The sequence below is a fragment of the Pseudomonas mohnii genome, assembly GCF_900105115.1.
GTDB lineage: Bacteria > Pseudomonadota > Gammaproteobacteria > Pseudomonadales > Pseudomonadaceae > Aquipseudomonas > Aquipseudomonas mohnii.
This window is the reverse complement of the sequence record NZ_FNRV01000001.1, coordinates 5,397,501-5,418,793: the sequence shown is the minus strand read 5'-3', so window position 1 is coordinate 5,418,793 and position 21,293 is coordinate 5,397,501. Positions and strand designations below refer to the sequence as shown.

Annotated in this window: 15 protein-coding genes and 2 rRNA genes (1 of these 17 only partly in view); 5 read left to right on the top strand and 12 right to left on the bottom strand. The window is 59.7% G+C overall.

The features are described from left to right. Nucleotides 1-24: 24 nt before the first annotated feature. Nucleotides 25-507 carry an SRPBCC family protein gene (locus BLV61_RS25370; RefSeq protein WP_090468195.1) on the bottom strand — a complete coding sequence of 161 codons (483 nt, stop codon included), beginning with the start codon at nucleotides 505-507 and terminating at the stop codon, nucleotides 25-27. 202 nt (nucleotides 508-709) lie between these two features. Between BLV61_RS25370 and BLV61_RS25365 the strand changes: the two genes are divergently transcribed. Together BLV61_RS25365 and BLV61_RS25360 are read left to right on the top strand one after the other, a co-directional pair. Continuing rightward, the gene (locus tag BLV61_RS25365; protein ID WP_090468192.1) at nucleotides 710-1,108 is read left to right on the top strand and encodes a GFA family protein; all 399 of its coding nucleotides are present in this window, start codon (nucleotides 710-712) and stop codon (nucleotides 1,106-1,108) included. Nucleotides 1,109-1,172: 64 nt separating this feature from the next. Beyond that, the gene (locus tag BLV61_RS25360) at nucleotides 1,173-1,574 is read left to right on the top strand and encodes a lysozyme inhibitor LprI family protein (protein ID WP_090468190.1); all 402 of its coding nucleotides are present in this window, start codon (nucleotides 1,173-1,175) and stop codon (nucleotides 1,572-1,574) included. A gap of 143 nt (nucleotides 1,575-1,717) precedes the next feature. On the opposite strand, the gene peaD is transcribed toward BLV61_RS25360, so the two are convergent. The 4 genes from peaD to peaA all read right to left on the bottom strand — a co-directional run bounded on the left by peaD (nucleotide 1,718) and on the right by peaA (nucleotide 6,292). Further along, entirely contained in the window at nucleotides 1,718-2,836 is a 1,119-nt protein-coding gene (peaD, locus tag BLV61_RS25355) for a quinohemoprotein amine dehydrogenase subunit beta (protein ID WP_047527344.1), read from the bottom strand. A gap of 24 nt (nucleotides 2,837-2,860) precedes the next feature. Continuing rightward, nucleotides 2,861-3,184, bottom strand: coding sequence for a quinohemoprotein amine dehydrogenase subunit gamma (gene qhpC / locus BLV61_RS25350; RefSeq protein WP_007971075.1), 324 nt, complete (start codon nucleotides 3,182-3,184; stop codon nucleotides 2,861-2,863). Nucleotide 3,185: 1 nt separating this feature from the next. Beyond that, nucleotides 3,186-4,616, bottom strand: a complete 1,431-nt coding sequence (gene peaB, locus BLV61_RS25345) for a quinohemoprotein amine dehydrogenase maturation protein (RefSeq protein ID WP_047527340.1) — start codon at nucleotides 4,614-4,616, stop codon at nucleotides 3,186-3,188. A gap of 95 nt (nucleotides 4,617-4,711) precedes the next feature. Continuing rightward, nucleotides 4,712-6,292 carry a quinohemoprotein amine dehydrogenase subunit alpha gene (gene peaA, locus BLV61_RS25340; RefSeq protein WP_090468188.1) on the bottom strand — a complete coding sequence of 527 codons (1,581 nt, stop codon included), beginning with the start codon at nucleotides 6,290-6,292 and terminating at the stop codon, nucleotides 4,712-4,714. A 449-nt stretch (nucleotides 6,293-6,741) separates the two neighbouring features. On the opposite strand from peaA, the gene BLV61_RS25335 reads away from it, so the two are divergent. Together BLV61_RS25335 and BLV61_RS25330 are read left to right on the top strand one after the other, a co-directional pair. Then, nucleotides 6,742-7,401: a hypothetical protein gene (locus BLV61_RS25335; protein ID WP_244159922.1), complete on the top strand. Its 660-nt coding sequence runs from the start codon at nucleotides 6,742-6,744 to the stop codon at nucleotides 7,399-7,401. Between the two features lie 224 nt (nucleotides 7,402-7,625). Beyond that, on the top strand, nucleotides 7,626-9,116 hold the full coding sequence (locus BLV61_RS25330; protein WP_090468184.1) for an aldehyde dehydrogenase family protein: 1,491 nt from the start codon (nucleotides 7,626-7,628) through the stop codon (nucleotides 9,114-9,116). Between the two features lie 137 nt (nucleotides 9,117-9,253). On the opposite strand, the gene qhpG is transcribed toward BLV61_RS25330, so the two are convergent. The 5 genes from qhpG to mrdA form a co-directional block, all read right to left on the bottom strand. After that, entirely contained in the window at nucleotides 9,254-10,549 is a 1,296-nt protein-coding gene (gene qhpG / locus BLV61_RS25325; protein WP_090468182.1) for a flavin-dependent monooxygenase QhpG, read from the bottom strand. Beyond that, the gene (gene qhpE, locus BLV61_RS25320; RefSeq protein ID WP_090468180.1) at nucleotides 10,546-11,223 is read right to left on the bottom strand and encodes a subtilisin-like serine protease QhpE; all 678 of its coding nucleotides are present in this window, start codon (nucleotides 11,221-11,223) and stop codon (nucleotides 10,546-10,548) included. The genes qhpG and qhpE overlap by 4 nt, the downstream gene beginning before the upstream one ends. Next, nucleotides 11,213-12,931 carry an ABC transporter ATP-binding protein gene (locus tag BLV61_RS25315; protein ID WP_090468177.1) on the bottom strand — a complete coding sequence of 573 codons (1,719 nt, stop codon included), beginning with the start codon at nucleotides 12,929-12,931 and terminating at the stop codon, nucleotides 11,213-11,215. Before BLV61_RS25315 ends, qhpE begins: the two co-directional genes overlap by 11 nt. Continuing rightward, the gene (locus BLV61_RS25310) at nucleotides 12,931-14,835 is read right to left on the bottom strand and encodes a sigma-54-dependent Fis family transcriptional regulator (protein ID WP_090468175.1); all 1,905 of its coding nucleotides are present in this window, start codon (nucleotides 14,833-14,835) and stop codon (nucleotides 12,931-12,933) included. Before BLV61_RS25310 ends, BLV61_RS25315 begins: the two co-directional genes overlap by 1 nt. 129 nt (nucleotides 14,836-14,964) lie before the next feature. After that, the gene (gene mrdA / locus BLV61_RS25305; RefSeq protein WP_090468173.1) at nucleotides 14,965-16,857 is read right to left on the bottom strand and encodes a penicillin-binding protein 2; all 1,893 of its coding nucleotides are present in this window, start codon (nucleotides 16,855-16,857) and stop codon (nucleotides 14,965-14,967) included. Nucleotides 16,858-17,126: 269 nt separating this feature from the next. Here mrdA and BLV61_RS25300 point away from each other — a divergent pair, with 269 nt between their 5' ends. After that, nucleotides 17,127-18,050 (top strand): TIGR03571 family LLM class oxidoreductase, encoded by a 924-nt coding sequence (locus BLV61_RS25300; protein ID WP_090468171.1) that lies wholly within the window; start codon nucleotides 17,127-17,129, stop codon nucleotides 18,048-18,050. A 113-nt stretch (nucleotides 18,051-18,163) separates the two neighbouring features. On the opposite strand, the gene rrf is transcribed toward BLV61_RS25300, so the two are convergent. Then, nucleotides 18,164-18,279, bottom strand: a 5S ribosomal RNA gene (gene rrf / locus BLV61_RS25295). Nucleotides 18,280-18,434: 155 nt separating this feature from the next. Beyond that, nucleotides 18,435-21,293 (bottom strand): 23S ribosomal RNA (locus BLV61_RS25290); it runs 33 nt beyond the window's last position.

The window sequence follows — 21,293 nt, the reverse complement described above, 5'->3', positions numbered from 1 at the left end:
TGACTTGCAGCTATCCAGGTGCCATCACTCCACCTGGCGTTCGTGGGCCTTGCCGATAAGAAACTGCTCGATGTTGCTCATTTGCTCGTCCCAACCACGACTGTCCATGCGGAACGCCTTGAGTCGGCGAGTTTGGGGAATGTGGTCGAATCCCGACTCGGACACCTTCAGCAACGTGCCGTTTTCCATGTCTTCGAGCTCGAATTTCACCAGGGTGGTGGGCTCCTGGGAGTAATCGAAGCCCGGCTCCACGGCGTATGGATGCCAGCGAAACGAAAACAGCCGCTCCGGCTCGACCCGTTCGACCAACACATTCCACAACACATGTTCATAACCCGGGTACGTCACCTGCCCCTGGGTCCACTCGCCGGCGACAAAACGCCTTCCGTCCAGCCCCACGCCAAACCATTTCCCGAATTGCTCGGCATGGGCTATGACGCGCCAGACCTGTGAACGCGGCGCCTTGAGCAGGATCTTCCTTTCGATGCGATCTGATGCTGGGTTCATAAGTCACCTCCTGTACTGAACAACAGTAGGCCTGTAAGACCACTTGTCCAACCCTAAAGTTGTGTGGCGATCAACGTTGCCTGAAGTATTCGGCTGTATTCGTGGCGATAAGTTCTGCTTTGACGGTGGCGGTTGGCGTCAATCGAACCTGCTAACGTTGACCGCCACAACGCAGCATTGAGCCATGTCACCGGGAGGCACCATGAACAAACTGCAGGGCAGCTGCCTATGCAAAGCCATCCAATACGAAGTCGACAGCCTCGACATGCCCATCAGCCATTGTCACTGCCATACCTGCCGCAAGGCACACGCGGCAGCTTTTGCGTCGACTGCCGGAGTGATGCGCGAGCATTTTCGCTGGATCAAGGGCCAGGATCGGCTGAGCAGCCATGAGTCCTCGCCGGGCAAGTGGCGGCATTTCTGTTCAGTCTGCGGCTCGCATTTGATGGCGGAACGTTTGGTCCAGCCCCACGTGATCGTTCGTGTCGCGACACTGGATGACGATCCGGAAATGACGCCTCAGGCGCACATCTGGACGTCCCACGACGTGCCCTGGCTTGCCTGTGAGGCAGTGAAAAAACACCCTGAATGGCAGACGTAGAGGGCTGGAGATTGCACTGCGCTAAACTGCACCGCTCTTTTCCCTGTCATAGCGAGCTTCTGACATGCATCCACGCTTTCTTCTGGCGCTGGCACCCTTGATGTTGACCCCCATGGCCCATGCCGTGGACTGCGACAACGCCTCCGACCAGGCGACGATGAACCAGTGCGCGTCGCAACAGCACGCCGCGGCTGACAAGGAGCTGAATGCGCTCTACCAGCAAATCACCGCTCGACTGAAGGCCAATCCCGACAGCAAGAAACTGTTGGTGGGCGCACAGCGTTCGTGGATTGCGTTTAGGGATGCGGAGTGCAAGTTTGCGGTGTCAGGGGTGGAAGGCGGGAGTGTCTATCCGCTGGTCTACGGCAACTGCATCACGCAATTGACCAAGGCGCGGGTCGAGACGTTCAAGACGTATCTGAAGTGTCAGGAAGGGGATTTGGGGTGCCCGGTGCCGGGGATTTGATTCTGCCTATTTTGGCTGTGTTTGTGGGGGCCCCATCGCGAGCAAGCTCGCTCCCACAGGGTTCAGCGGCGTACACAAATGTGTGATCCACCGAAATCCTTGCAGGAGCTGACTTGCCAGCGAAGGCAGCTCAGGCGACGTGATTACCGCACAAACACCTGCGCCGTGGTAATCGCCATATCCCCGCCTGGCATCTTGATGCTGCCGATCTGCTTCAGGCTGTCGGCATCGAAGATCGCCACATCGTTGAAGGTCCCGGCCAGGTAGATCTTGCTCCCGTCCTTGTTGAAGGAAATGCAGTAGTAAGAGTGATCCAGCGTGGCGGACTGGAGCATTTTCTTCTCCTTGATGTCGTACTTGGCCAGGCGGTTAAGCACGCCAAACATCAGGTTCGGGTCCTTGGGTGAGCGCATGCCACTGAAGTAGATTTCCGTCAGGGGACCGAAGTCAGTGGTTTCGGTCTTGCCGGTTTTCAGGTCGATGCTGAACAGGCCATACAGGTATTCGGCAGTGGCCGGGTCCTGTTTCTTGTCCTTGAATTTCGCGGCGGTGTAGAGCAGCGAGAAGTCATGGCGATAGGTCTGCTGGTTCCACACGTAGAGCACGTCCGGGGCGCTGTAGTTCGGGCGCTTCCAGTGACGGCTCGGGATCAGCACGTCGAATTTGCCGGTCTGCACGTTGACCTTGTAGACATCCGCCCCCGCCACGTACAGCGTGCCGTCGTCACCGCTCTGCATGATGGTCAGCTGTCGCGGCGCCGGGAAGCTGCGCACCGGTTTGGCGTCCATGCCGGCGTCGGTCTTGTACACGTCGAGCCGCGGCTGCTGCACTTCGTAGCGGTCGTTGAGCATCAACGTCGGGTTGGCGACGGTGAACAGTTCCTTGCCGTCGTGGCTGAGGGTAAAGGCGAACATCGACCGCGCTTTCTCCCCCGGCTTCTGGGTGATGCTGGCATGGAACACCTGCTTGCAGCTGTCCAGTTCGACGCCGTAGACATCCGCATAGTGGTTGTTCAGCACATAGGCGGTCTTGCGGTCCGGCGACAGTTGCACGGTGCCGGGACCGAAGGCGTCGGGCATCTTGCAGGTCTTGTACAAGGTGTCCGTGGACAGGTCGATCACATGCAGGTTGTTCGGGTAATTGGTGGTCAACATGTATTCGTGACCGTCTTGCAATGCGGTGTTTTCATCGGCCAGAACACTGAGCGAACAGGTGCTCAGGAGGGCGAAAGCGGCCAGGCCGCAGGCTTTGATGCTGTGCATGCTGGAATCCTTCTTCTTATCTGATCACTTGTCTTTGGGGAAGACCGTGCCGAGGTTGCGCCAGTTTTCGTTGGACGCCTGGGCATCCTTGTTCCAGTCCGGATAGGTGCTCATCATGTCGGGCACCTGGGCCGGCCACCAGCACGGATCGGAGCAGCCATACAGGTCGGCTTCCATCGGCTGGCAAAGGGACGACACACCGCCAAACGCATCGATTTCCCAACCCGGGTCGGTGGTCGAGGCGCAGCCCGCCACGGAGCTCATCGCCACCACTTCTTCGATGCGGTTTTCGTCCGCGGCCTGATCCAGCTTCAACGCTTTGTTATTGATTGCCTTGAGATGTTTCATATCAGTGAGCCTTGCGCGGAGTGATGTAGCTGCTGATGAACGCAGGGTTATGAGCCATGATCCGGGTGTAGACCTCGATGCCGAAGTCGACCCAGTCACGCATCAGTTCGCAGTAGTGATAGGTCGGATGGGTCGGGTCGCCGTAGCGGGCGTAGCTTTCGTGGTAGCAGCCACCAGAGCACAGATTACGGATCTGGCAGTCTTCGCAGCCGGTGTTCGTACGGTCGAGGCGCTGGGACAGGAAGTCGTTCAGCTCGACCTGTTTCACGCCGCTGTGTACGTTGCCGAAGGTCGGCAGGCTCGAACCGGTAAAGCGGTGGCACAGGTTCAACTCACCCTTGTGATCGACCGCCAGCATCTTCAGGCCCGCACCGCAGGGCAGGGCTTTTTTGTGGCCCTCGTGGATGTCGGTGATCAACTGATGCAAATTGGAGAAGCCAATGTTGCGGTGCTCCAGCGCCGCTTCCAGGTAACGTCGACCGAGCTTCTTCATGTTGGCGAAGACTTCGATCAGTTCGTCGCTGGTCAGGTTGAACGTGCTGATGTCGCCTGAGGTGACGGGGGCGAAACCGACTTCGGCAAAACCCAGTTCGTTGAACAGGTGGTCCCAGATGGTTTCGACATCGGTGACGCCAGTGGTCAGGGTCACCCGCGCCCCGACCGGACGGCTGTTGTAGCGCGACAGCAGCATTTCGGCCTTGCGCCGCACCACGTCGTAGGTGCCCTGCCCGCCCACGGTGATGCGGTTGCGGTCGTGCACGGTTTTCGGCCCGTCGATACTCACCGAGAGTCCGAAACGGTGGGCGTTGAGGTAGTCCACGGTTTCTTCGGTGAGCAGCGTGGCGTTGGTGGTCATCACGAACTCGACGAACTTGCCGGCCTCGCGAAAACGCTTTTCACAGTAATCGACCATGTACTCGATCAGCTTGCGATTGCTCAGCGGCTCTCCGCCGAAGAACACCACGGTGAAACGTTCTTCATCCGGGGATTCGCGCAGCAGCATCTCCACCGAAGCAATGGCGGTCTCAACGTCCATTTTCTTGCCGGCCGAGGGCTTGTCCAGGTCTTCCTTGTAGCAGTAGGTGCAGCTCAGGTTGCAGCCGGTGTTGACGTTGAGCACCACGGTGTTGATCGCCGTGCGCTCGACCCGTTTGGTGGCGATGTCCGGGGTCAGCGGCGAGCCGTCGCTGACCAGTTCCAGGGCCATCAGCTCGCGCAGGGTTTCGGTGACTTCTTCACCGTTGAAACGCGTAGCCAGCCGCTCGATCAGGTCGTCCGACGAGCAGCCGGGGCCGCGCAAGGTATCGATGATGGTGCCCGTCAGTTCATCGCTGGCGAACAGCGAGCTGCTGGGGATGTGGAACAGCATGCGGTCGGCATCAACGTGCACTTCGTGCAAGTTGCGTTCGACCAGATTCAAGATAGCGCCCATGGCAAACCTCCTGTGCAAGCCCCGTTCTGCGGGGCTTGCGGTCATTCCGAAAAGTGTCTGAAGCCTTTGCTGTCAGTGCAGCTCACGTTTCAACATCACGGAATGGGTGGGTTGTTCCAGCGTTGCACGGTCACGATCATGTGGCCTTCGCCGGTCAGGGATTTCCCTGCGTCGTCGACGGCGGCGATCACCTTGAGGTTGCCGGCATTGTTGGTGGACATTTTGCGCGCCGGGTTCGGTCCGGCATCGCCCGGTGTGAACACGCCCGCGTCGGCCTGCATGGTGCCGGCGAACTTGACGTCTTCGTCTTCCCTGGCGCGGTCGTCGAAGGCCTCGACCTTCCACTGCGCCGGGAACACGCCGATCCGATACGGCTTGCCATCGGCGCCCTTGCCCCAGGCTTCGGCGTCGAATCGGCCCTGGACTTTCGGCGTCGAACCGCCGCCCTCGCCGATCCGCGCCACCGAGAACTCAGGCACGACTTTGACTTCGGCGATCTGGTTGTACACCGACAAGCTCGGGCCTTTCAACGTACCGACGGTGACCACGCGCAGACCCGGCTGGGCATTGGCGGCGGCCTTGAGTTTGACCTTGATCCGCTGCGGGCTCTGCTCGATGACTTCGAGCACTTCCACGCCTTTGCCGAAATTCGGCTTGCCACTCAGACCGCTGCCGACCAGGGTGACTTCGCTTTCGCTGCCGGCCTTCAGATAACCCGGCTGCACCGCCAGCAAACGGGCGGAACCCTGTTTGGCGGCGACGAAGTCCAGGCCACGCTCATCGTGCTCGGCCTCGAACATCCGGCCCTGCATCGCATTGCCTTGGGCGGCGAACACCTGGCGCATGGTCACGCCGTCGATGGTCACGTTGCCGCGCCATTCGTAGCCGGTGTAGAGAATCGCGCTGCCGTCGCCGTTGAACGGGGTGCCGTCGGCGTATTGGCCTTTGACGCTGACCTTGAAGGTGTCGCTGCCGTCGGCGCTGACGCTCATCACACCCGCCAGTTCACCCTTGCCCGGAAAATGACCGCTGAAGCTCCAGTCGCCCACCAGTGCATCGGACTTCGGCGCCACGCTCTGCCATTTCTTCCAGGCCGGGTTGTCCAGCGGATAGCGCTTGGCCAACAGCGGCACCATGTCTTTGCGAGCGATATCGAACCAGTCGCGATCGCGGGCCAGGGCCTGGTATTCCAGGGACGGCCACTGGCCGAGGTGGAAGTTCACCAGACGCTCCCATTCCTGGGCCGGACGTCGTTGCAGGGCGACCCGCGCACCGGAGTGGCAGCGACCGCACATCTGGCTGGTCTGCTCGTCGAACTTCTCGGCGGTGTTGAGCCGGCGTTCCAGTGCATAACGCACGCCGTCGGTCTCGCTCGGTGCCAGGCCCTGGGTGTCGGCCAGGTACTTGACCAGCGTGCGGCGATCTTCATCGCTGATCTGCAAACCGTGCATGGTCTGCATCCGGGCGATGCTCATCAACCAGCCCTCCGGCGTCTTGCGCTGGTGGCTGATGCGACTCAGCGCGTTATCGGCTTCTGGGGTGTGACAGCCCTGACAGGTTTCCTTGAGGACGGTCTGGGCATCTCGGGCTGCCAGGCTGTGCGGCGAATGCAGGGCCACGCAAGCGGCCACGGCCAGCAGGCTGGCGCTCATGCCTGATCGGATTCTTCTCTTCATCAACGTCGAACCTCGCACGGTGCTTTATTATTGTTGTGGCTTATCGTTTTTATGGTTTCTGCCGTCGGCGGCGCACCGCAGACGGAGGCAAGAGAAACGTCTGCAATGAGCAATACACGGAGCGTGCCAGCTTCCCGATAATCTTTTTAATCAACTAGTTACGGGTTATTCCCCGCATTGCGCCGGCATTTGCACCAAGCCCCGGCGTCCAGTTTCGCGACAGCTGTTGCAATCTGAGACAAGCATAGATGCCCATGGCGGCAACCACCTCTCGACACACCTCCCGACATATTCAGTAACGTCTATCGAAGCGCAATCGCTCAAGCCTGGCTTCAACTCGTCGATAAACGACTTACGACCAATGATCAGGGAATGACGACGTGGCAATCTCTTTAAACTCTGTCTTTATCCAGCCATCAGCCGCTGAGCTGAGCAAAACTGCCCAACCATTGACAAAGACATCGCTCAGCGAAGACCTCCAAAAGACGGCGGTCAACCTCAATCCGGCGGCTGTTTACCATCCCAGCGATGACGCCCAGACAATCAGCCCGACCATGGAAGTCATCGAGACCTGGATCGGCCGTTCCCAGGCAGCTGACTTCCCGCAAATTGCCGAACAGCACAAAAATGCGCACGAATCGCTGAAACTGGCGTTCGAAGACTTCAAGTCGGCCTTGAGTTACGCTTTTCCGGATCTTGCCAACAAGAAATTCGGCTTTACCGTTGAAGCCGATGGCAACCTCAAAGTGCTGAACCCCGCCAACGAGCTGAGTGCTTCAGACATGGATCAACTGAACTCACTGCTCAATGCCTCAAGCTCACTGAAAATGGCGGCGAACGGCTACCGGGACACGTCCATCGAGTTGGTCGCGGCCGATGCAGGCTGGGGAGGCAGCCATTTGGGCAAGTACAACCTGACCAAAGACAACTTCGCCAACACTATTGATATGGCGGCCCTGTTTCTGCCAAAGGGCAACGCGCCAAGCGCTGAAGCCATCGACGGCTATTTCTCACACCAGTTATGGCGTAAAGGTGAACTGGGGACGCCGCAGACGGATGCCGCAATCGTGGCTGCACGCGATGCCAAAAGAATCAATGAGAAGGTCTGATTCCCAATAGCCCTCCCCGGACACGCCCTGGCCTCATCGCTGGCCGGGGCTGACCAATCCGTCGCTTGCGTCTCAGCCGACGTCGCGATTTGCGACAATTCCCCCGCTGCCGCCCGTCCCGGGCTTTATCCAACTCCCGCCAACAGTGGGCCATAAGGCCTTCCCGGGCAGTTGGCACAGCCATTGCGAAAGTCTCGTTCTCACGAACAACAAGAGGCTTTGCCATGTCCCTCCCGAATCTACTCCCCGCCACTTCGGCCTTCATCCAGCGCGCACCGCGCATGTTGATCGGCGGAGATTGGGTCGAGGCCGCCGACGGCCAGACCATGCCCCTGCACAACCCGGCCACTGGCGAAGTGCTTTGTGTGGTGCCACGGGCCACGCCGGAAGATGTCGACCGCGCCGTGCTCGCCGCGCGTCACGCGTTCGATGACTCGGCCTGGAGCCGTACCCGCCCCCGGGAGCGGCAGAACCTGTTGTGGAAACTCGCCGACCTGATGCAGCGCGACGCCGAGCTGCTGGCGCAGCTGGAGTGCCTGAACAATGGCAAAAGCGCTGCCGTCGCACAGGTGATGGACGTGCAGTTGGCCATCGACTTCCTGCGCTACATGGCCGGTTGGGCGACCAAGATCGAAGGCTCCAGCGTCGAGGTGTCGTTGCCGCTGATGCCCAACGATCAGTTCCACAGTTTTATCCGTCGCGAAGCGGTGGGTGTGGTCGGTGCCATCGTTGCCTGGAACTTCCCGTTGCTGCTGGCCTGCTGGAAGCTCGGCCCGGCCCTGGCCACCGGTTGCACCGTGGTGCTCAAGCCTGCCGATGAAACGCCACTGACCGCATTGAAGCTGGCGGAGCTGGTACTGGAAGCCGGTTATCCCGAAGGCGTGTTCAATGTGGTCACCGGCACGGGCATCACCGCCGGCTCCGCACTGACCCACAACCCGCTGGTGGATAAGCTGACCTTTACCGGCTCCACCGCCGTGGGCCAGCAGATCGGCAAGATTGCCATGGACTCGATGACCCGGGTCACCCTCGAATTGGGCGGCAAGTCGCCAACCATCGTCATGGCCGATGCCGACCTGCCAAGCGCCGCCGCCGGCGCCGCCAGCGCGATTTTCTTCAATCAGGGCCAGGTGTGCTGCGCAGGGTCTCGCCTGTATGTGCAGCGCAAGCATTTCGACAATGTGGTGGCGGACATCGCCGGCATCGCCAATGCCATGAAACTCGGCAACGGCCTGGACCCGAGCGTCGACATGGGGCCGCTGATCTCTGCGCGTCAACAGGCGCGGGTGTATGGCTATATCGAAAAAGGCCGGGAAAGCGGTGCGACCATTGCCTGCGGCGGCGAGCAATTCGGGCCGGGGTTTTTCGTCAAGCCAACGGTGATCGTCGACGTCGATCAGAAGCACTCACTGGTGCAGGAAGAAATCTTCGGCCCGGTGCTGGTGGCGATTCCGTTCGATGACGAAGCCGATGTGCTGCGCATGGCCAACGACAGCCCTTACGGCTTGGGCGCGAGTATCTGGTCGAATGACCTGGCGGCGGTGCACCGGATGATTCCGCGGATCAAGTCCGGTTCTGTGTGGGTCAACTGCCATAGCGCGCTGGACCCGGCGTTGCCGTTCGGCGGTTACAAAATGTCAGGGGTCGGGCGCGAGATGGGTTATGCGGCGATCGAGCATTACACGGAGTTGAAGTCGGTGTTGATCAAGCTGTAACAGCGTGGCCCTTTCGGCCGCCATCGCGGGCAAGCCCGCTCCCACAGGTTTTGTGGCGTTGCTGAATTCTTCGGCATCTCACAAATCACTGTGGGAGCGGGCTGCCCGCGATGGGGCCGGTCCAGACAGCACAAATCTCAGGGTTTGAAGCCTTGAGCCAATAACCAACTGCGAACCATCCTCCCCTGCTCCACCGTCAGCCCGGCCAGCGCCTGCTCGGCCGGCTCGGTGCGCAACCGCCGTATCAATGGTGCCAGCTCAATCCCCTGTACATGCCAGATTCCCAACGGCTGATCCGCCGTGATCACCACTTCGGCCTCATCGACAAACCCGTCGCGCAACACCGGCGCCCGCTCGATCCGCAGCGCACTGAAATCCGCCTCGGCATGGGCGATCTCGGCATCCGGCCACTGTCGACGCGCCTCCCAGAACGGCTGGCTCAACCAGCGCTGCTCATCGGCATAGAAATCCCGACCGATCCGTGCGAAACGCAAAAACAGCTGTTCCACTCGTTGCTGGTGAAAACGCCGGGCCAGCGCAGCCCGTTCGGGTTTGCACAACAGGGTGTTGATCACCGTCGGCGCTTGCAATGCCGACGACAGCGATTGAAAGATGCCATTGCCCGACAGCGGATCCACCGCCATCGCCGCATCGCCGACCCGTATCCAGTGATCGCCACACACCTGCGGGCTCAGGATGGCTGTGCTGCTGCGGGCGTGCAGGTTCAGATCAGCCTCCGCTTCGCCGGCAAAAAATGCCCGAGCCACGGCCGAATCCCGACGCCGCTGGCGACAGTACGCCAGCAACTGCGCCTTGCCCGGCAACCCGGCGCTGGCCACGTCCACCGTCCATTGCCAGTAGCACTGGCCGTCGGCCCGCCGCGCCATCCACGCCCAGCCGTCCTCAAGGCTTTCCACGGCGCTGGCGGTGTCGCCCGGGGTGCCTTGCCAGCGATTGAGCAGGCTGACCGTCTCCGGCCCGCGCAGGCCCTTGCCGAGCGCCGGTGCCTGACGCCCACGGGCTTCGACCAGAAAGTCTGCGCTCAGGCTTTCGCGGCCTTCGATGTCGATGCGATGCCCATCGGGGAATGACTGCACGCCCAGCACCCGGCCTTCGATCAACAGCACGCCAGCCGCGCGCAAGTCTTGGCGCAGGCCGCGATCGAAGGTCGGGCGATCCAGCAGGAATTCGATGTTTTGTGCGTGTTGCTGGCCGTTCCAGTTGACCTGCCGTTGAGAAGGCAGCGCCGCTTCCTCCAAAGCGTGATGCAGTCCCGCACCGCGCAGGGCCTCCAGCACCCGCACGGATACGCCCTCCAGCGCGGCAAACCGGCGCCACTCGCTGACCAGCGTGACGGCATAGCCGAGGCGCCGCAGCCCCAGTGCCACCGCCGCACCGGCCGGGCCCGCGCCTAAGACCACAATCGCGGTCATGGCCCGAGGCGCCGTTCAGGCCCGCGATAGCGAGCGTTGCGTTGCAGGTAGTCGATCACCTGTTCATTGCTCGCCTCGGGGTGGGCCACCAGGAACGCAGCGATATGCCCGCTCAACGCCGCGCAACCGAGACTGGCGCCCGACTGCCCCGGATAAGTGCCGTGCACGCAGGCGGCAAAGTCTGCCTGGGTGGTGTTGAGCCACGACCATTCGAGTTCGGCGCAGCGCGCATCGCCGGTCACGCGCAGCACTTGTGGATAATTCGCCGGAAACACGCCCTCGCCCTGGGCCGGACTGGACGCGCAAAGCAATACGCCCTTCGCCACCGCCGCCGCGCACGCGCCACGTAACAGACTGCGATCCTGACGCAGGCCGAGACTCAAATTGATCAGCCGCACATCCCGGGCCACCAGCCAGTCGATCGCCGTGGCAATTTGTAAGGCACTGGTCACCCCACGCTGATCGAACACCTGGGCCACGCAGAACAATGCCGATGGCGCACGGCGGCCGATGGCTTCGATGACCGCGCTGCCGTGGCCCAAGGGATCGCCGTGCAAATCGCTCTCGGTGAGTCCGTCCTCCACCAGCGCAAAGCGCCGCCCGGCGATAACTTGCACCTGCTGCGCCGCCGAGTGACCGCTGTCCACCACGCCAATACGCAACTCAGGCTTCATGCAGCACCGCTTTGGAAATTAATACGCCGTCGAGCAATTCAAAGCGCAGATCGGCATCGGCCAGGGTGGAAGGACGATGGCTGATCAGTATCCGTGTGCGCCCGGCGAACAGGCGGTCGATAGCCTCGATCACTTCGCGCTCGGTGGCTTCGTCCACCGCCGAGGTGGCTTCGTCGAGCACCAGGATCAGAGGGTCCTGCAACAGCGCACGGGCAATGGCGATGCGTTGTTTTTGCCCACCGGACAACTGCTGCCCGCGCTCACCCAGCGGGCTGTCGAGGCCTTCGGGCAAGGAGGCGATCAGGCTATCGAGTTGTGCCAGGCGTGCCACTTCGGCAATCGCTTCGCGGCTGGCATTCGGCACCGCATAGGCCAGGTTGTCGGCCAGGCTGCCGCGAAACAGCACGATGTCCTGACTGACCACGGCGATACGCCGACGCAGCTGGAACAGATCCAGTTCTCGCAGGTCCACTTCGCCGAGCAACACCCGACCGGATTGCGGGTCATGGTGGCGTTGCAGCAGGTCGATCAAGGTCGATTTGCCAACGCCGGAGCCGCCGCTCAAGGCGACTTTCAAACCGTAGGGTATGGATGCCTGGATGCCGCGCAGGGTGGTCGATCGACCCGGATGGCTGAAGTGCACGTCATCGAAACGCAGATCGCCAGAGGCCGGCAGCGGCTGTGGCGTCGCGGGTGTCAGGACGGTCGGCTGTTCGCCGCGCAGTTCCATCACGCGCCCGAGGCTGACGGTCATTCGCTGAATAGCGACATAGAGCCCGAGCAGGCTCTGCACCGGTCCGACGGCCATGCCCAGGTAGGTCGAAAACGCGATCAGCGCGCCCAGTTGCCAAGTGCCCTGCACCACCCAGTATCCGCCGATCAGAAAGGCGCAGGCGCGGGACAGGGACGTCAGCGTGCCCGGTACGGCCTGGGTGAAAAACTCGGTGACTTGCAGGCGCAGCAACTGGCTCATGTAGCCCTGGCCCAGGTTTTCCAGGCGCCGCGCTTCGCGCTGCTGCTGACCGGCGGACTGGATGAATTTCATCACCGGCAGCGTTTCGACCATGAACGAGGACATGTCTGCCGAACGCTCGCGCAACTGCCGCACATCGCGCTCGACCTTGCGTCGCATCCAGCGCAGCCAGAGCACGTCCAGGGGAATCAGCACCAGCGCCAGCAGCGACAGTTTCCACGACAGGGTCAGCAGCATCGCCAGCGCCACCACCAGGCCAATCACGCTGGACACCGCCGAGAACAGCGAGTCCACGGCAAAACGCTGGATCTCCGCCACGTCGCCGTCGAGGCGCGACATCAGGTCACCGATGCGCCGCTGGCCGTAGAAGCTGGGTGACAGGGTCTGCAAATGCCGATAGAGGTCATCACGCAGTGCAAACAGCATGCGCCCGGACAGCCGCGTGTGCAGATAACGGTTGATCCCGGACAACGCCGTGCCGAGCAAGCCGGCGACGATCATCAGCCCGGCGATCAGCACCAGCATCGGGAAATTGCGCGCGAGCAACCCGTCGTCGATCAACAGCTTGGTCAGCCACGGTTGCACCAGCACCAACGCCGAAGCACAGACCGACAAGCCGAGCAGCCCGGCGATCGCCAGCCGATGGGGCCGCACGAAACTGTAGAGCCAGCGCAGCGCTGATTGCAGAGCTTCGGGGTTCTGGCTGTCGATCAGCCGAACGATCAGGCGCTGCATCACGAGCGCAACTGTTTGAGCTTGCGATACAGGGTCGCGCGGCTGATGCCCAAGGCGTCGGCGGCGGCCGAGACGTTGCCCTGATGGCTATCCAGGGACTGGCGAATCATCTCCAGTTCGTTTTCGCGAATACTCCCGGACTGCGGTCGTTCGCTGGCGCTCAGGTCGTCAAGCATGCTGTCGGGCAAGTGATCGAGGGTCAGCACGGTTTCCCCTGGCTCACGCATGGCCAATGCAGTACGCAGGACCATCTCCAGTTGGCGGATGTTGCCCGGCCAGTGGTAACCGCCGAGCAAACGACTCAAGTCGTCATGCAGCACCACCGTGGGCGCATCGAGTCTGGCCAGCAAACGGCTGACCAGCGCGCTGAAGTCATCGCGCTCGCGCAGGGCCGGGAGCATCACGCTGATGCCGTTGACCCGGTAGAACAGGTCTTCGCGAAAATGTTGTTCTTCCACCAGACGCTTGAGGTCGCGGTGGGTGGCGCAGATCAATGCGATGTCGATGTCCTGTTCTTCGCCAGCGCCCAACGGGGCGACCTTGCGATCCTGCAACACGCGCAACAAACGCGCTTGCAGTGCCAGCGGCATGTCACCGATTTCGTCGAGGAACAGCGTGCCGCCATGGGCCTGTTGCAAACGACCGATCATGCCACCGCGCCGCGAACCGGTGAACGCGCCTTCGCGGTAGCCGAACAGTTCGGACTCGATCAGACCTTCAGGAATGGCCGCGCAGTTTACCGCCACGAAGGGCTTTTCGGCGCGACTGCCAGCCATGTGCAGGGCGCGGGCGATGACTTCTTTACCGGTGCCGGTTTCGCCCAACAGCAACACCGGCAGTTCGTTGGCCAGGCCTTGGCGGGCCATGCGCAACGCGCGGGCGTAACGCACGTTGTTGCCGGCCAGCGATTCGAGGTCCGGCTGGGTCTTGGCGGGTTTTGCGACGCTGCGCGGCGGGGTGCTGACGTTGATCGAACGCTGCGGCGCACGCAGGGTTTTGTAGAAGAACTCGCCTTTGGCGGTCTGCAGGCTGCCAACGCCACCCTGATGCAGCCGCGCCAACAGTTGCAGGCCATCGACGCCGAGAAACTCTTCGCACCGTCGACCAACCAGCGCCGAGCGCTCGGCATGCAGCAACTGACAGGCCTGGGCACTGACCGCGAGGATCTGCCCGCCGAGGCTGACGGCCAACAAACCCTGCCAGGGAGATTCGAGGTACTGCCGACGGCTGTGGAAGGCCAGGACGATTTCGTCCGGATAGCTGGCGTTGAACACCCGGCTTTCGATCTGGCTGACGGCCATGGCCAGCAACGCGGTGCTGTCGTGGGCGCGGCCCAGTGGCCCTTCGCGGGTCAGGTCGAGGACGCCGAGAATGTCGCCCTGGGGGCAATGGATCGGCACCGAGGTGCAAGAGAAATCACTGAGGCGATCCAGGTAATGTTCGCCGCAATCGATCAGGGTCGGCCGGGCTTCCACCAGCGCCGTACCGAGGGCATTGGTACCGCGTACGGCTTCGCTCCAGCAGGCACCGAGGGTGATGTCTTGCAGACCGCTGCCCTTGAGACGGTCGGCGCGTCCTTCGACCGCGAGAATGGTCGCCTCGGAGTTGGCGAGAATGATCAGCCCTTCCTTGCCCTGGCGTTCGGCCAGGTAATCGATCGCCGGCAGTGCCGCATCGATCAGCAGCCGGTTGCTTGCCAGCAGAACATCCAGGCTGGCCGTCGATTCCAGCGCCAGTTCATGCTTGGCGTTGAAATGCACGCCATGGCTGAGGCTGCGCCGCCACGAGGCATCGATTTCGGCGCGCAGGACGCCGTCCGGCACTTCGCCTTCCAGATGCAGCTTTTCCCGGGCCAGCCGGGCTTCGCGGTGCAATTTGGGGGAGTTTGTTTTTATGAGTGTCATCAAGCGCTCCGGGTCGGTCCGCCCTGCGCCTTGGTACAACGGCGCCCTGCCGCAATCTTTACGTTAACGTAAGGGCTATGGCAAGTGCCGTAGGGCGTTTGTGTTTCGACAGGTGGATCGCGATGGCTTTCAGACGTGAGGATCGCCCGGCGGTTTGCTCGGCGCGGCGTATTGCGGCTTCAAGTGACCGCCCTGATCAAGTAGCCAGGCGTCCATGATCTGCCGCACCACGGGACCGGCGACGCGGCCACCGGCCTCGCCGTTTTCGATCATCACCGAAATGACAATCTTGGGGTGTTCCGCCGGTGCGAAACCGACGAACAAGGCGTTGTCGCGGTTGCGTTCCAGGGTCTTCGCGCGGTTGTAACGCTCACCCTGCTTGATTGCCACCACTTGCGCGGTGCCGCTCTTGCCGGCGATGCGGTACTGCACCCCCACTGCGGCTGCCCGGGCAATGCCTCGGGCATCGTGCATGACCATCTGCATGCCATGGTTGACCTGCTCCCAGTCACGGGGATCCTTGAGCAGGATATTCGGCATCGGGTGCTCATCCACCGGTGCGACACCGTCCACAGTCCGGGCCAGGTGCGGGCGGTTCCACACCCCTTTGTTGGCGATCAGCGCGGTGGCCTGGGCCAGTTGCAGCGGCGTGACTTGCATGTAGCCCTGGCCAATGCCGAGGATCACCGTCTCACCCGGGAACCAAGGCTGGCGCCGCGTGGCGCGCTTCCAGGCCTGGGACGGCATCAATCCGGGAGACTCTTCGTACATGTCCAGCGAGACCTTTTCACCGAGACCGAACATCGCCATATAGTCGTGCAGGCGATCGATGCCCAGCTTGTGGGCCAGATCGTAGAAATAGGTATCGTTGGAACGCATGATCGCCGCGTCCATGTCCACCCATCCGTCACCGCTGTGGTTCCAGTTGCGGTATTTGTGATCGAAGTCCGGCAGTTGGTAGTAGCCCGGATCGAAGACTCGGGTCTGCGGCGTGACCACGCCCGCATCGAGGCCTGCGATCGCGACTTCCGGCTTGATAGTCGAGCCCGGCGCATAGAGGCCGCGCAGCACGCGGTTGAACAGCGGCCGGTCGATAGAATCGTGCAGCGCCGCGTACTCCTTGAGGCTGATGCCGGTGACGAACAGATTCGGGTCGAAGCTGGGCTTGCTGACCATGGCCAGCACTTCACCCGTCGACGGATCAAGCGCAACCACCGAACCACGGCGGTCACCCAAGGCTTGCTCGGCGGCTTCCTGAAGTTTGACATCTAGACTCAGGACGATGTTTTTACCCGGAACCGGGTCGGTGTGCTTGAGCACTCGCAACACGCGCCCTTGAGCGTTGGTTTCAACTTCTTCGTAACCGACATGGCCATGCAGTTCCGACTCGTAGAATTTTTCAACCCCGGTTTTGCCGATGGATTGAGTGCCACGGTATTCGACCGAGTCCAGGGCCTTGGATTCTTTCTCGTTGATACGACCGACGTAGCCGATTGAATGAGCGAAGTGTTCAGCGAATGGATAGTGGCGTACGAACTGCGGTTCGACATCGATGCCAGGCAAGCGGAATTCGTTGACCGCGAGCACCGCAATCTGTTCTTCGCTGAGCTCATAGAACAGCGTGACCGGTACGAACGGATGCCGTGCCTGCTTCATCGCTTTGTCGAACAGCGCGCGGTCTTCGGCAGGCAAGTGCAGCAGGTTGATCACTTCGTCCAGTTCTTGCTTGACGTCCGAAGCGCGCTCGCGGGTGATGGTCAGGTTGTAACTGGGCCGGTTGTCCGCCAGAACCACGCCATTGCGGTCATAGATCAACCCGCGAGTCGGGGTGATCGGCAGGACGTGGACACGGTTGTTTTCAGAGATCGTGGAGTGATAGTCGAATTCGACCACTTGCAGGACATACATGCGCACCACCAGCGCGCAGGTAATGGCGACGACAAACAAGGCGCAGGCGATCAGCCTTTTGTTGACCAGGCGCGTCTCATTTTCGTGGTCCTTGATCGGTATCGGTTCGGGCATTTCTGGACCAACTCTTTGAAGAGGAAGTGCCGATCCGTGGGCTTGAAATCAGTCCGTTAAAAAACGAGCTGCACCATAACAAAAACTGCCCGGTCACTTTAGTGCGATTTCCTCTAAGGGCAGTCGTCGAGCGTCGCAAAGTGATCTCGGTTGCCGCTGACTCGTGCGTCCTAATCAAGACAGATATTCCCATTCGTGCATTTTTCTTGCTGATTAGCCCGTGAATACTGGGTGCATGTCATTCCGTTCTGTTTTTTGGGAGTTTATACATGCATCCACGATTTCAACGATTGCTTGGGCCGAATGGGTTTTCCATCGGACTGGAACTGCCACTCGACAATGATTGGTCCAGCGGCGGTCAACGTCTGCGGATGGCCGAAGGTCGACCTTTTGGCGTACCGGACCTGAGGCAGCACGCGGCCATGGCGCGCCTGGCCGACAAGTCGGGTTTTCGTGCCCTTTGGGTTCGTGATGTGCCGATTTATGACCCGCATTTCGGTGATGCGGCACAGGTTTTCGAAACCTTTTCCTATCTCGGGTACCTGGCCGGCATTACCGAAAACATCATGTTGGGTACGGCGGCGGTTGTACTGCCGCTGCGTCAGCCTTGGCTGACGTTGAAATCGGCTAACAGTGTCGATGAGTTGAGTCACGGGCGCCTGCTGCTGGGCGTGGCCAGTGGTGACCGCCCGATGGAGTATCCGTTGTTTGGCGTGGATTACGATCGGCGCGGTGAAATCTTCCGCGATACCGTTGAATTGCTGCGCAGCCAAGGGGAAGGTCATTTACCCGAGGGGGCTCGCTTGCTTCCCGAGCGAGGTGAGTCAGCACCGTTGCTCGTTGCGGGTCTTGGCCAACAATCTCCAGCGTGGATTGGTCAACACATGGACGGTTGGCTCGCCTATCCAGGCACGCCAGACGAACATCGTCGCAGAGTCGGGTTGTGGCGCGAGGTTGGCGGCAACAAACTTTATGTCAGCTTCATTCACCTGGATCTCGCAGACAACCCCCACGCCCCCATGCGACGAGTACGGTTCGGCGGCACTTGTGGACGGTTGGCGTTGATTGATGAACTTCAGGCATTGCGCGAAGCGGGAGTACAGCATGTTGGCCTGCACCTACGGCGCAGTGAACGACCCATCGCACAGATTATTGAAGAGATTGCAGAGTACGTGTTGCCAAAGTTTCATTAGCGCTTCGGGATGAAAAAGGGATAGCCATCAGACTGTCCCTTTTTTACGGCACTTTCCTGCGGACAAAAACAAAACCCCTACCTGCATACGCAGATAGGGGTTTCGGAATTTAATCTTGACGATGACCTACTCTCACATGGGGAAACCCCACACTACCATCGGCGATGCATCGTTTCACTGCTGAGTTCGGGATGGGATCAGGTGGTTCCAATGCTCTATGGTCGTCAAGAAATTCGGGTACCGAATCGTCTTTCGACGCTTCAGCAAATTGGGTATGCGATAGTTTGTGCGGCTTTTGTGAATGGTTGCGAACTTTCGGTTCATTGCGTCTTCACACACCGCAATCTGGTGCCTTTTCAGGTCAGCAAATTGCTTGGGTGTTATATGGTCAAGCCTCACGGGCAATTAGTATTGGTTAGCTCAACGCCTCACAGCGCTTACACACCCAACCTATCAACGTCGTAGTCTTCGACGGCCCTTCAGGGGACTCAAGGTCCCAGTGAGATCTCATCTTGAGGCTAGTTTCCCGCTTAGATGCTTTCAGCGGTTATCTATTCCGAACATAGCTACCCGGCAATGCCACTGGCGTGACAACCGGAACACCAGAGGTTCGTCCACTCCGGTCCTCTCGTACTAGGAGCAGCCCCTCTCAAATCTCAAACGTCCACGGCAGATAGGGACCGAACTGTCTCACGACGTTCTAAACCCAGCTCGCGTACCACTTTAAATGGCGAACAGCCATACCCTTGGGACCGGCTTCAGCCCCAGGATGTGATGAGCCGACATCGAGGTGCCAAACACCGCCGTCGATATGAACTCTTGGGCGGTATCAGCCTGTTATCCCCGGAGTACCTTTTATCCGTTGAGCGATGGCCCTTCCATACAGAACCACCGGATCACTAAGACCTACTTTCGTACCTGCTCGACGTGTCTGTCTCGCAGTCAAGCGCGCTTTTGCCTTTATACTCTACGACCGATTTCCGACCGGTCTGAGCGCACCTTCGTACTCCTCCGTTACTCTTTAGGAGGAGACCGCCCCAGTCAAACTACCCACCATACACTGTCCTCGATCCGGATAACGGACCTGAGTTAGAACCTCAAAGTTGCCAGGGTGGTATTTCAAGGATGGCTCCACGCGAACTGGCGTCCACGCTTCAAAGCCTCCCACCTATCCTACACAAGCAAATTCAAAGTCCAGTGCAAAGCTATAGTAAAGGTTCACGGGGTCTTTCCGTCTAGCCGCGGATACACTGCATCTTCACAGCGATTTCAATTTCACTGAGTCTCGGGTGGAGACAGCGCCGCCATCGTTACGCCATTCGTGCAGGTCGGAACTTACCCGACAAGGAATTTCGCTACCTTAGGACCGTTATAGTTACGGCCGCCGTTTACCGGGGCTTCGATCAAGAGCTTCGCGTTAGCTAACCCCATCAATTAACCTTCCGGCACCGGGCAGGCGTCACACCCTATACGTCCACTTTCGTGTTTGCAGAGTGCTGTGTTTTTAATAAACAGTCGCAGCGGCCTGGTATCTTCGACCGGCGTGGGCTTACGTAGCAAGTACTTCACCCTCACCGGCGCACCTTCTCCCGAAGTTACGGTGCCATTTTGCCTAGTTCCTTCACCCGAGTTCTCTCAAGCGCCTTGGTATTCTCTACCCAACCACCTGTGTCGGTTTGGGGTACGGTTCCTGGTTACCTGAAGCTTAGAAGCTTTTCTTGGAAGCATGGCATCAACCACTTCGTGTTCTAAAAGAACACTCGTCATCAGCTCTCGGCCTTAGAATCCCGGATTTACCTAAGATTCCAGCCTACCACCTTAAACTTGGACAACCAACGCCAAGCTGGCCTAGCCTTCTCCGTCCCTCCATCGCAATAACCAGAAGTACAGGAATATTAACCTGTTTTCCATCGACTACGCTTTTCAGCCTCGCCTTAGGGACCGACTAACCCTGCGTCGATTAACGTTGCGCAGGAAACCTTGGTCTTTCGGCGTGGGTGTTTTTCACACCCATTGTCGTTACTCATGTCAGCATTCGCACTTCTGATACCTCCAGCAAGCTTCTCAACTCACCTTCACAGGCTTACAGAACGCTCCTCTACCGCATCACCTAAGTGATACCCGTAGCTTCGGTGTATGGTTTGAGCCCCGTTACATCTTCCGCGCAGGCCGACTCGACTAGTGAGCTATTACGCTTTCTTTAAAGGGTGGCTGCTTCTAAGCCAACCTCCTAGCTGTCTAAGCCTTCCCACATCGTTTCCCACTTAACCATAACTTTGGGACCTTAGCTGACGGTCTGGGTTGTTTCCCTTTTCACGACGGACGTTAGCACCCGCCGTGTGTCTCCCATGCTCGGCACTTGTAGGTATTCGGAGTTTGCATCGGTTTGGTAAGTCGGGATGACCCCCTAGCCGAAACAGTGCTCTACCCCCTACAGTGATACATGAGGCGCTACCTAAATAGCTTTCGAGGAGAACCAGCTATCTCCGAGCTTGATTAGCCTTTCACTCCGATCCACAGGTCATCCGCTAACTTTTCAACGGTAGTCGGTTCGGTCCTCCAGTCAGTGTTACCTAACCTTCAACCTGCCCATGGATAGATCGCCCGGTTTCGGGTCTATTCCCAGCGACTAGACGCCCTATTAAGACTCGCTTTCGCTACGCCTCCCCTATTCGGTTAAGCTCGCCACTGAAAATAAGTCGCTGACCCATTATACAAAAGGTACGCAGTCACAGAACAAAGTCTGCTCCCACTGCTTGTACGCATACGGTTTCAGGATCTATTTCACTCCCCTCTCCGGGGTTCTTTTCGCCTTTCCCTCACGGTACTAGTTCACTATCGGTCAGTCAGTAGTATTTAGCCTTGGAGGATGGTCCCCCCATATTCAGACAAAGTTTCTCGTGCTCCGTCCTACTCGATTTCATGACTAAGAGATTTTCGCGTACAGGGCTATCACCCACTATGGCCGCACTTTCCAGAGCGTTCCGCTAATCTCAAAGCCACTTAAGGGCTAGTCCCCGTTCGCTCGCCACTACTAAGGGAATCTCGGTTGATTTCTTTTCCTCAGGGTACTTAGATGTTTCAGTTCCCCTGGTTCGCCTCTTAAGCCTATGTATTCAGCTTAAGATAACCATCTTATGATGGCTGGGTTCCCCCATTCAGACATCTCCGGATCAAAGTCTGTTTGCCGACTCCCCGAAGCTTTTCGCAGGCTACCACGTCTTTCATCGCCTCTGACTGCCA

Excerpts from the sequence above, each read along its gene's own strand:
- BLV61_RS25315 (WP_090468177.1), bottom strand. The coding sequence starts at position 12,931 with ATGCAGCGCCTGATCGTTCGGCTGATCGACAGCCAGAACCCCGAAGCT.
- BLV61_RS25365 (WP_090468192.1), top strand. The coding sequence starts at position 710 with ATGAACAAACTGCAGGGCAGCTGCCTATGCAAAGCCATCCAATACGAA.
- qhpG (WP_090468182.1), bottom strand. The coding sequence starts at position 10,549 with ATGACCGCGATTGTGGTCTTAGGCGCGGGCCCGGCCGGTGCGGCGGTG.
- BLV61_RS25370 (WP_090468195.1), bottom strand. The coding sequence starts at position 507 with ATGAACCCAGCATCAGATCGCATCGAAAGGAAGATCCTGCTCAAGGCG.
- BLV61_RS25300 (WP_090468171.1), top strand. The coding sequence starts at position 17,127 with ATGCATCCACGATTTCAACGATTGCTTGGGCCGAATGGGTTTTCCATC.
- BLV61_RS25360 (WP_090468190.1), top strand. The coding sequence starts at position 1,173 with ATGCATCCACGCTTTCTTCTGGCGCTGGCACCCTTGATGTTGACCCCC.
- peaA (WP_090468188.1), bottom strand. The coding sequence starts at position 6,292 with ATGAAGAGAAGAATCCGATCAGGCATGAGCGCCAGCCTGCTGGCCGTG.
- BLV61_RS25310 (WP_090468175.1), bottom strand. The coding sequence starts at position 14,835 with ATGACACTCATAAAAACAAACTCCCCCAAATTGCACCGCGAAGCCCGG.
- mrdA (WP_090468173.1), bottom strand. The coding sequence starts at position 16,857 with ATGCCCGAACCGATACCGATCAAGGACCACGAAAATGAGACGCGCCTG.
- qhpE (WP_090468180.1), bottom strand. The coding sequence starts at position 11,223 with ATGAAGCCTGAGTTGCGTATTGGCGTGGTGGACAGCGGTCACTCGGCG.
- peaD (WP_047527344.1), bottom strand. The coding sequence starts at position 2,836 with ATGCACAGCATCAAAGCCTGCGGCCTGGCCGCTTTCGCCCTCCTGAGC.
- BLV61_RS25330 (WP_090468184.1), top strand. The coding sequence starts at position 7,626 with ATGTCCCTCCCGAATCTACTCCCCGCCACTTCGGCCTTCATCCAGCGC.
- peaB (WP_047527340.1), bottom strand. The coding sequence starts at position 4,616 with ATGGGCGCTATCTTGAATCTGGTCGAACGCAACTTGCACGAAGTGCAC.
- qhpC (WP_007971075.1), bottom strand. The coding sequence starts at position 3,184 with ATGAAACATCTCAAGGCAATCAATAACAAAGCGTTGAAGCTGGATCAG.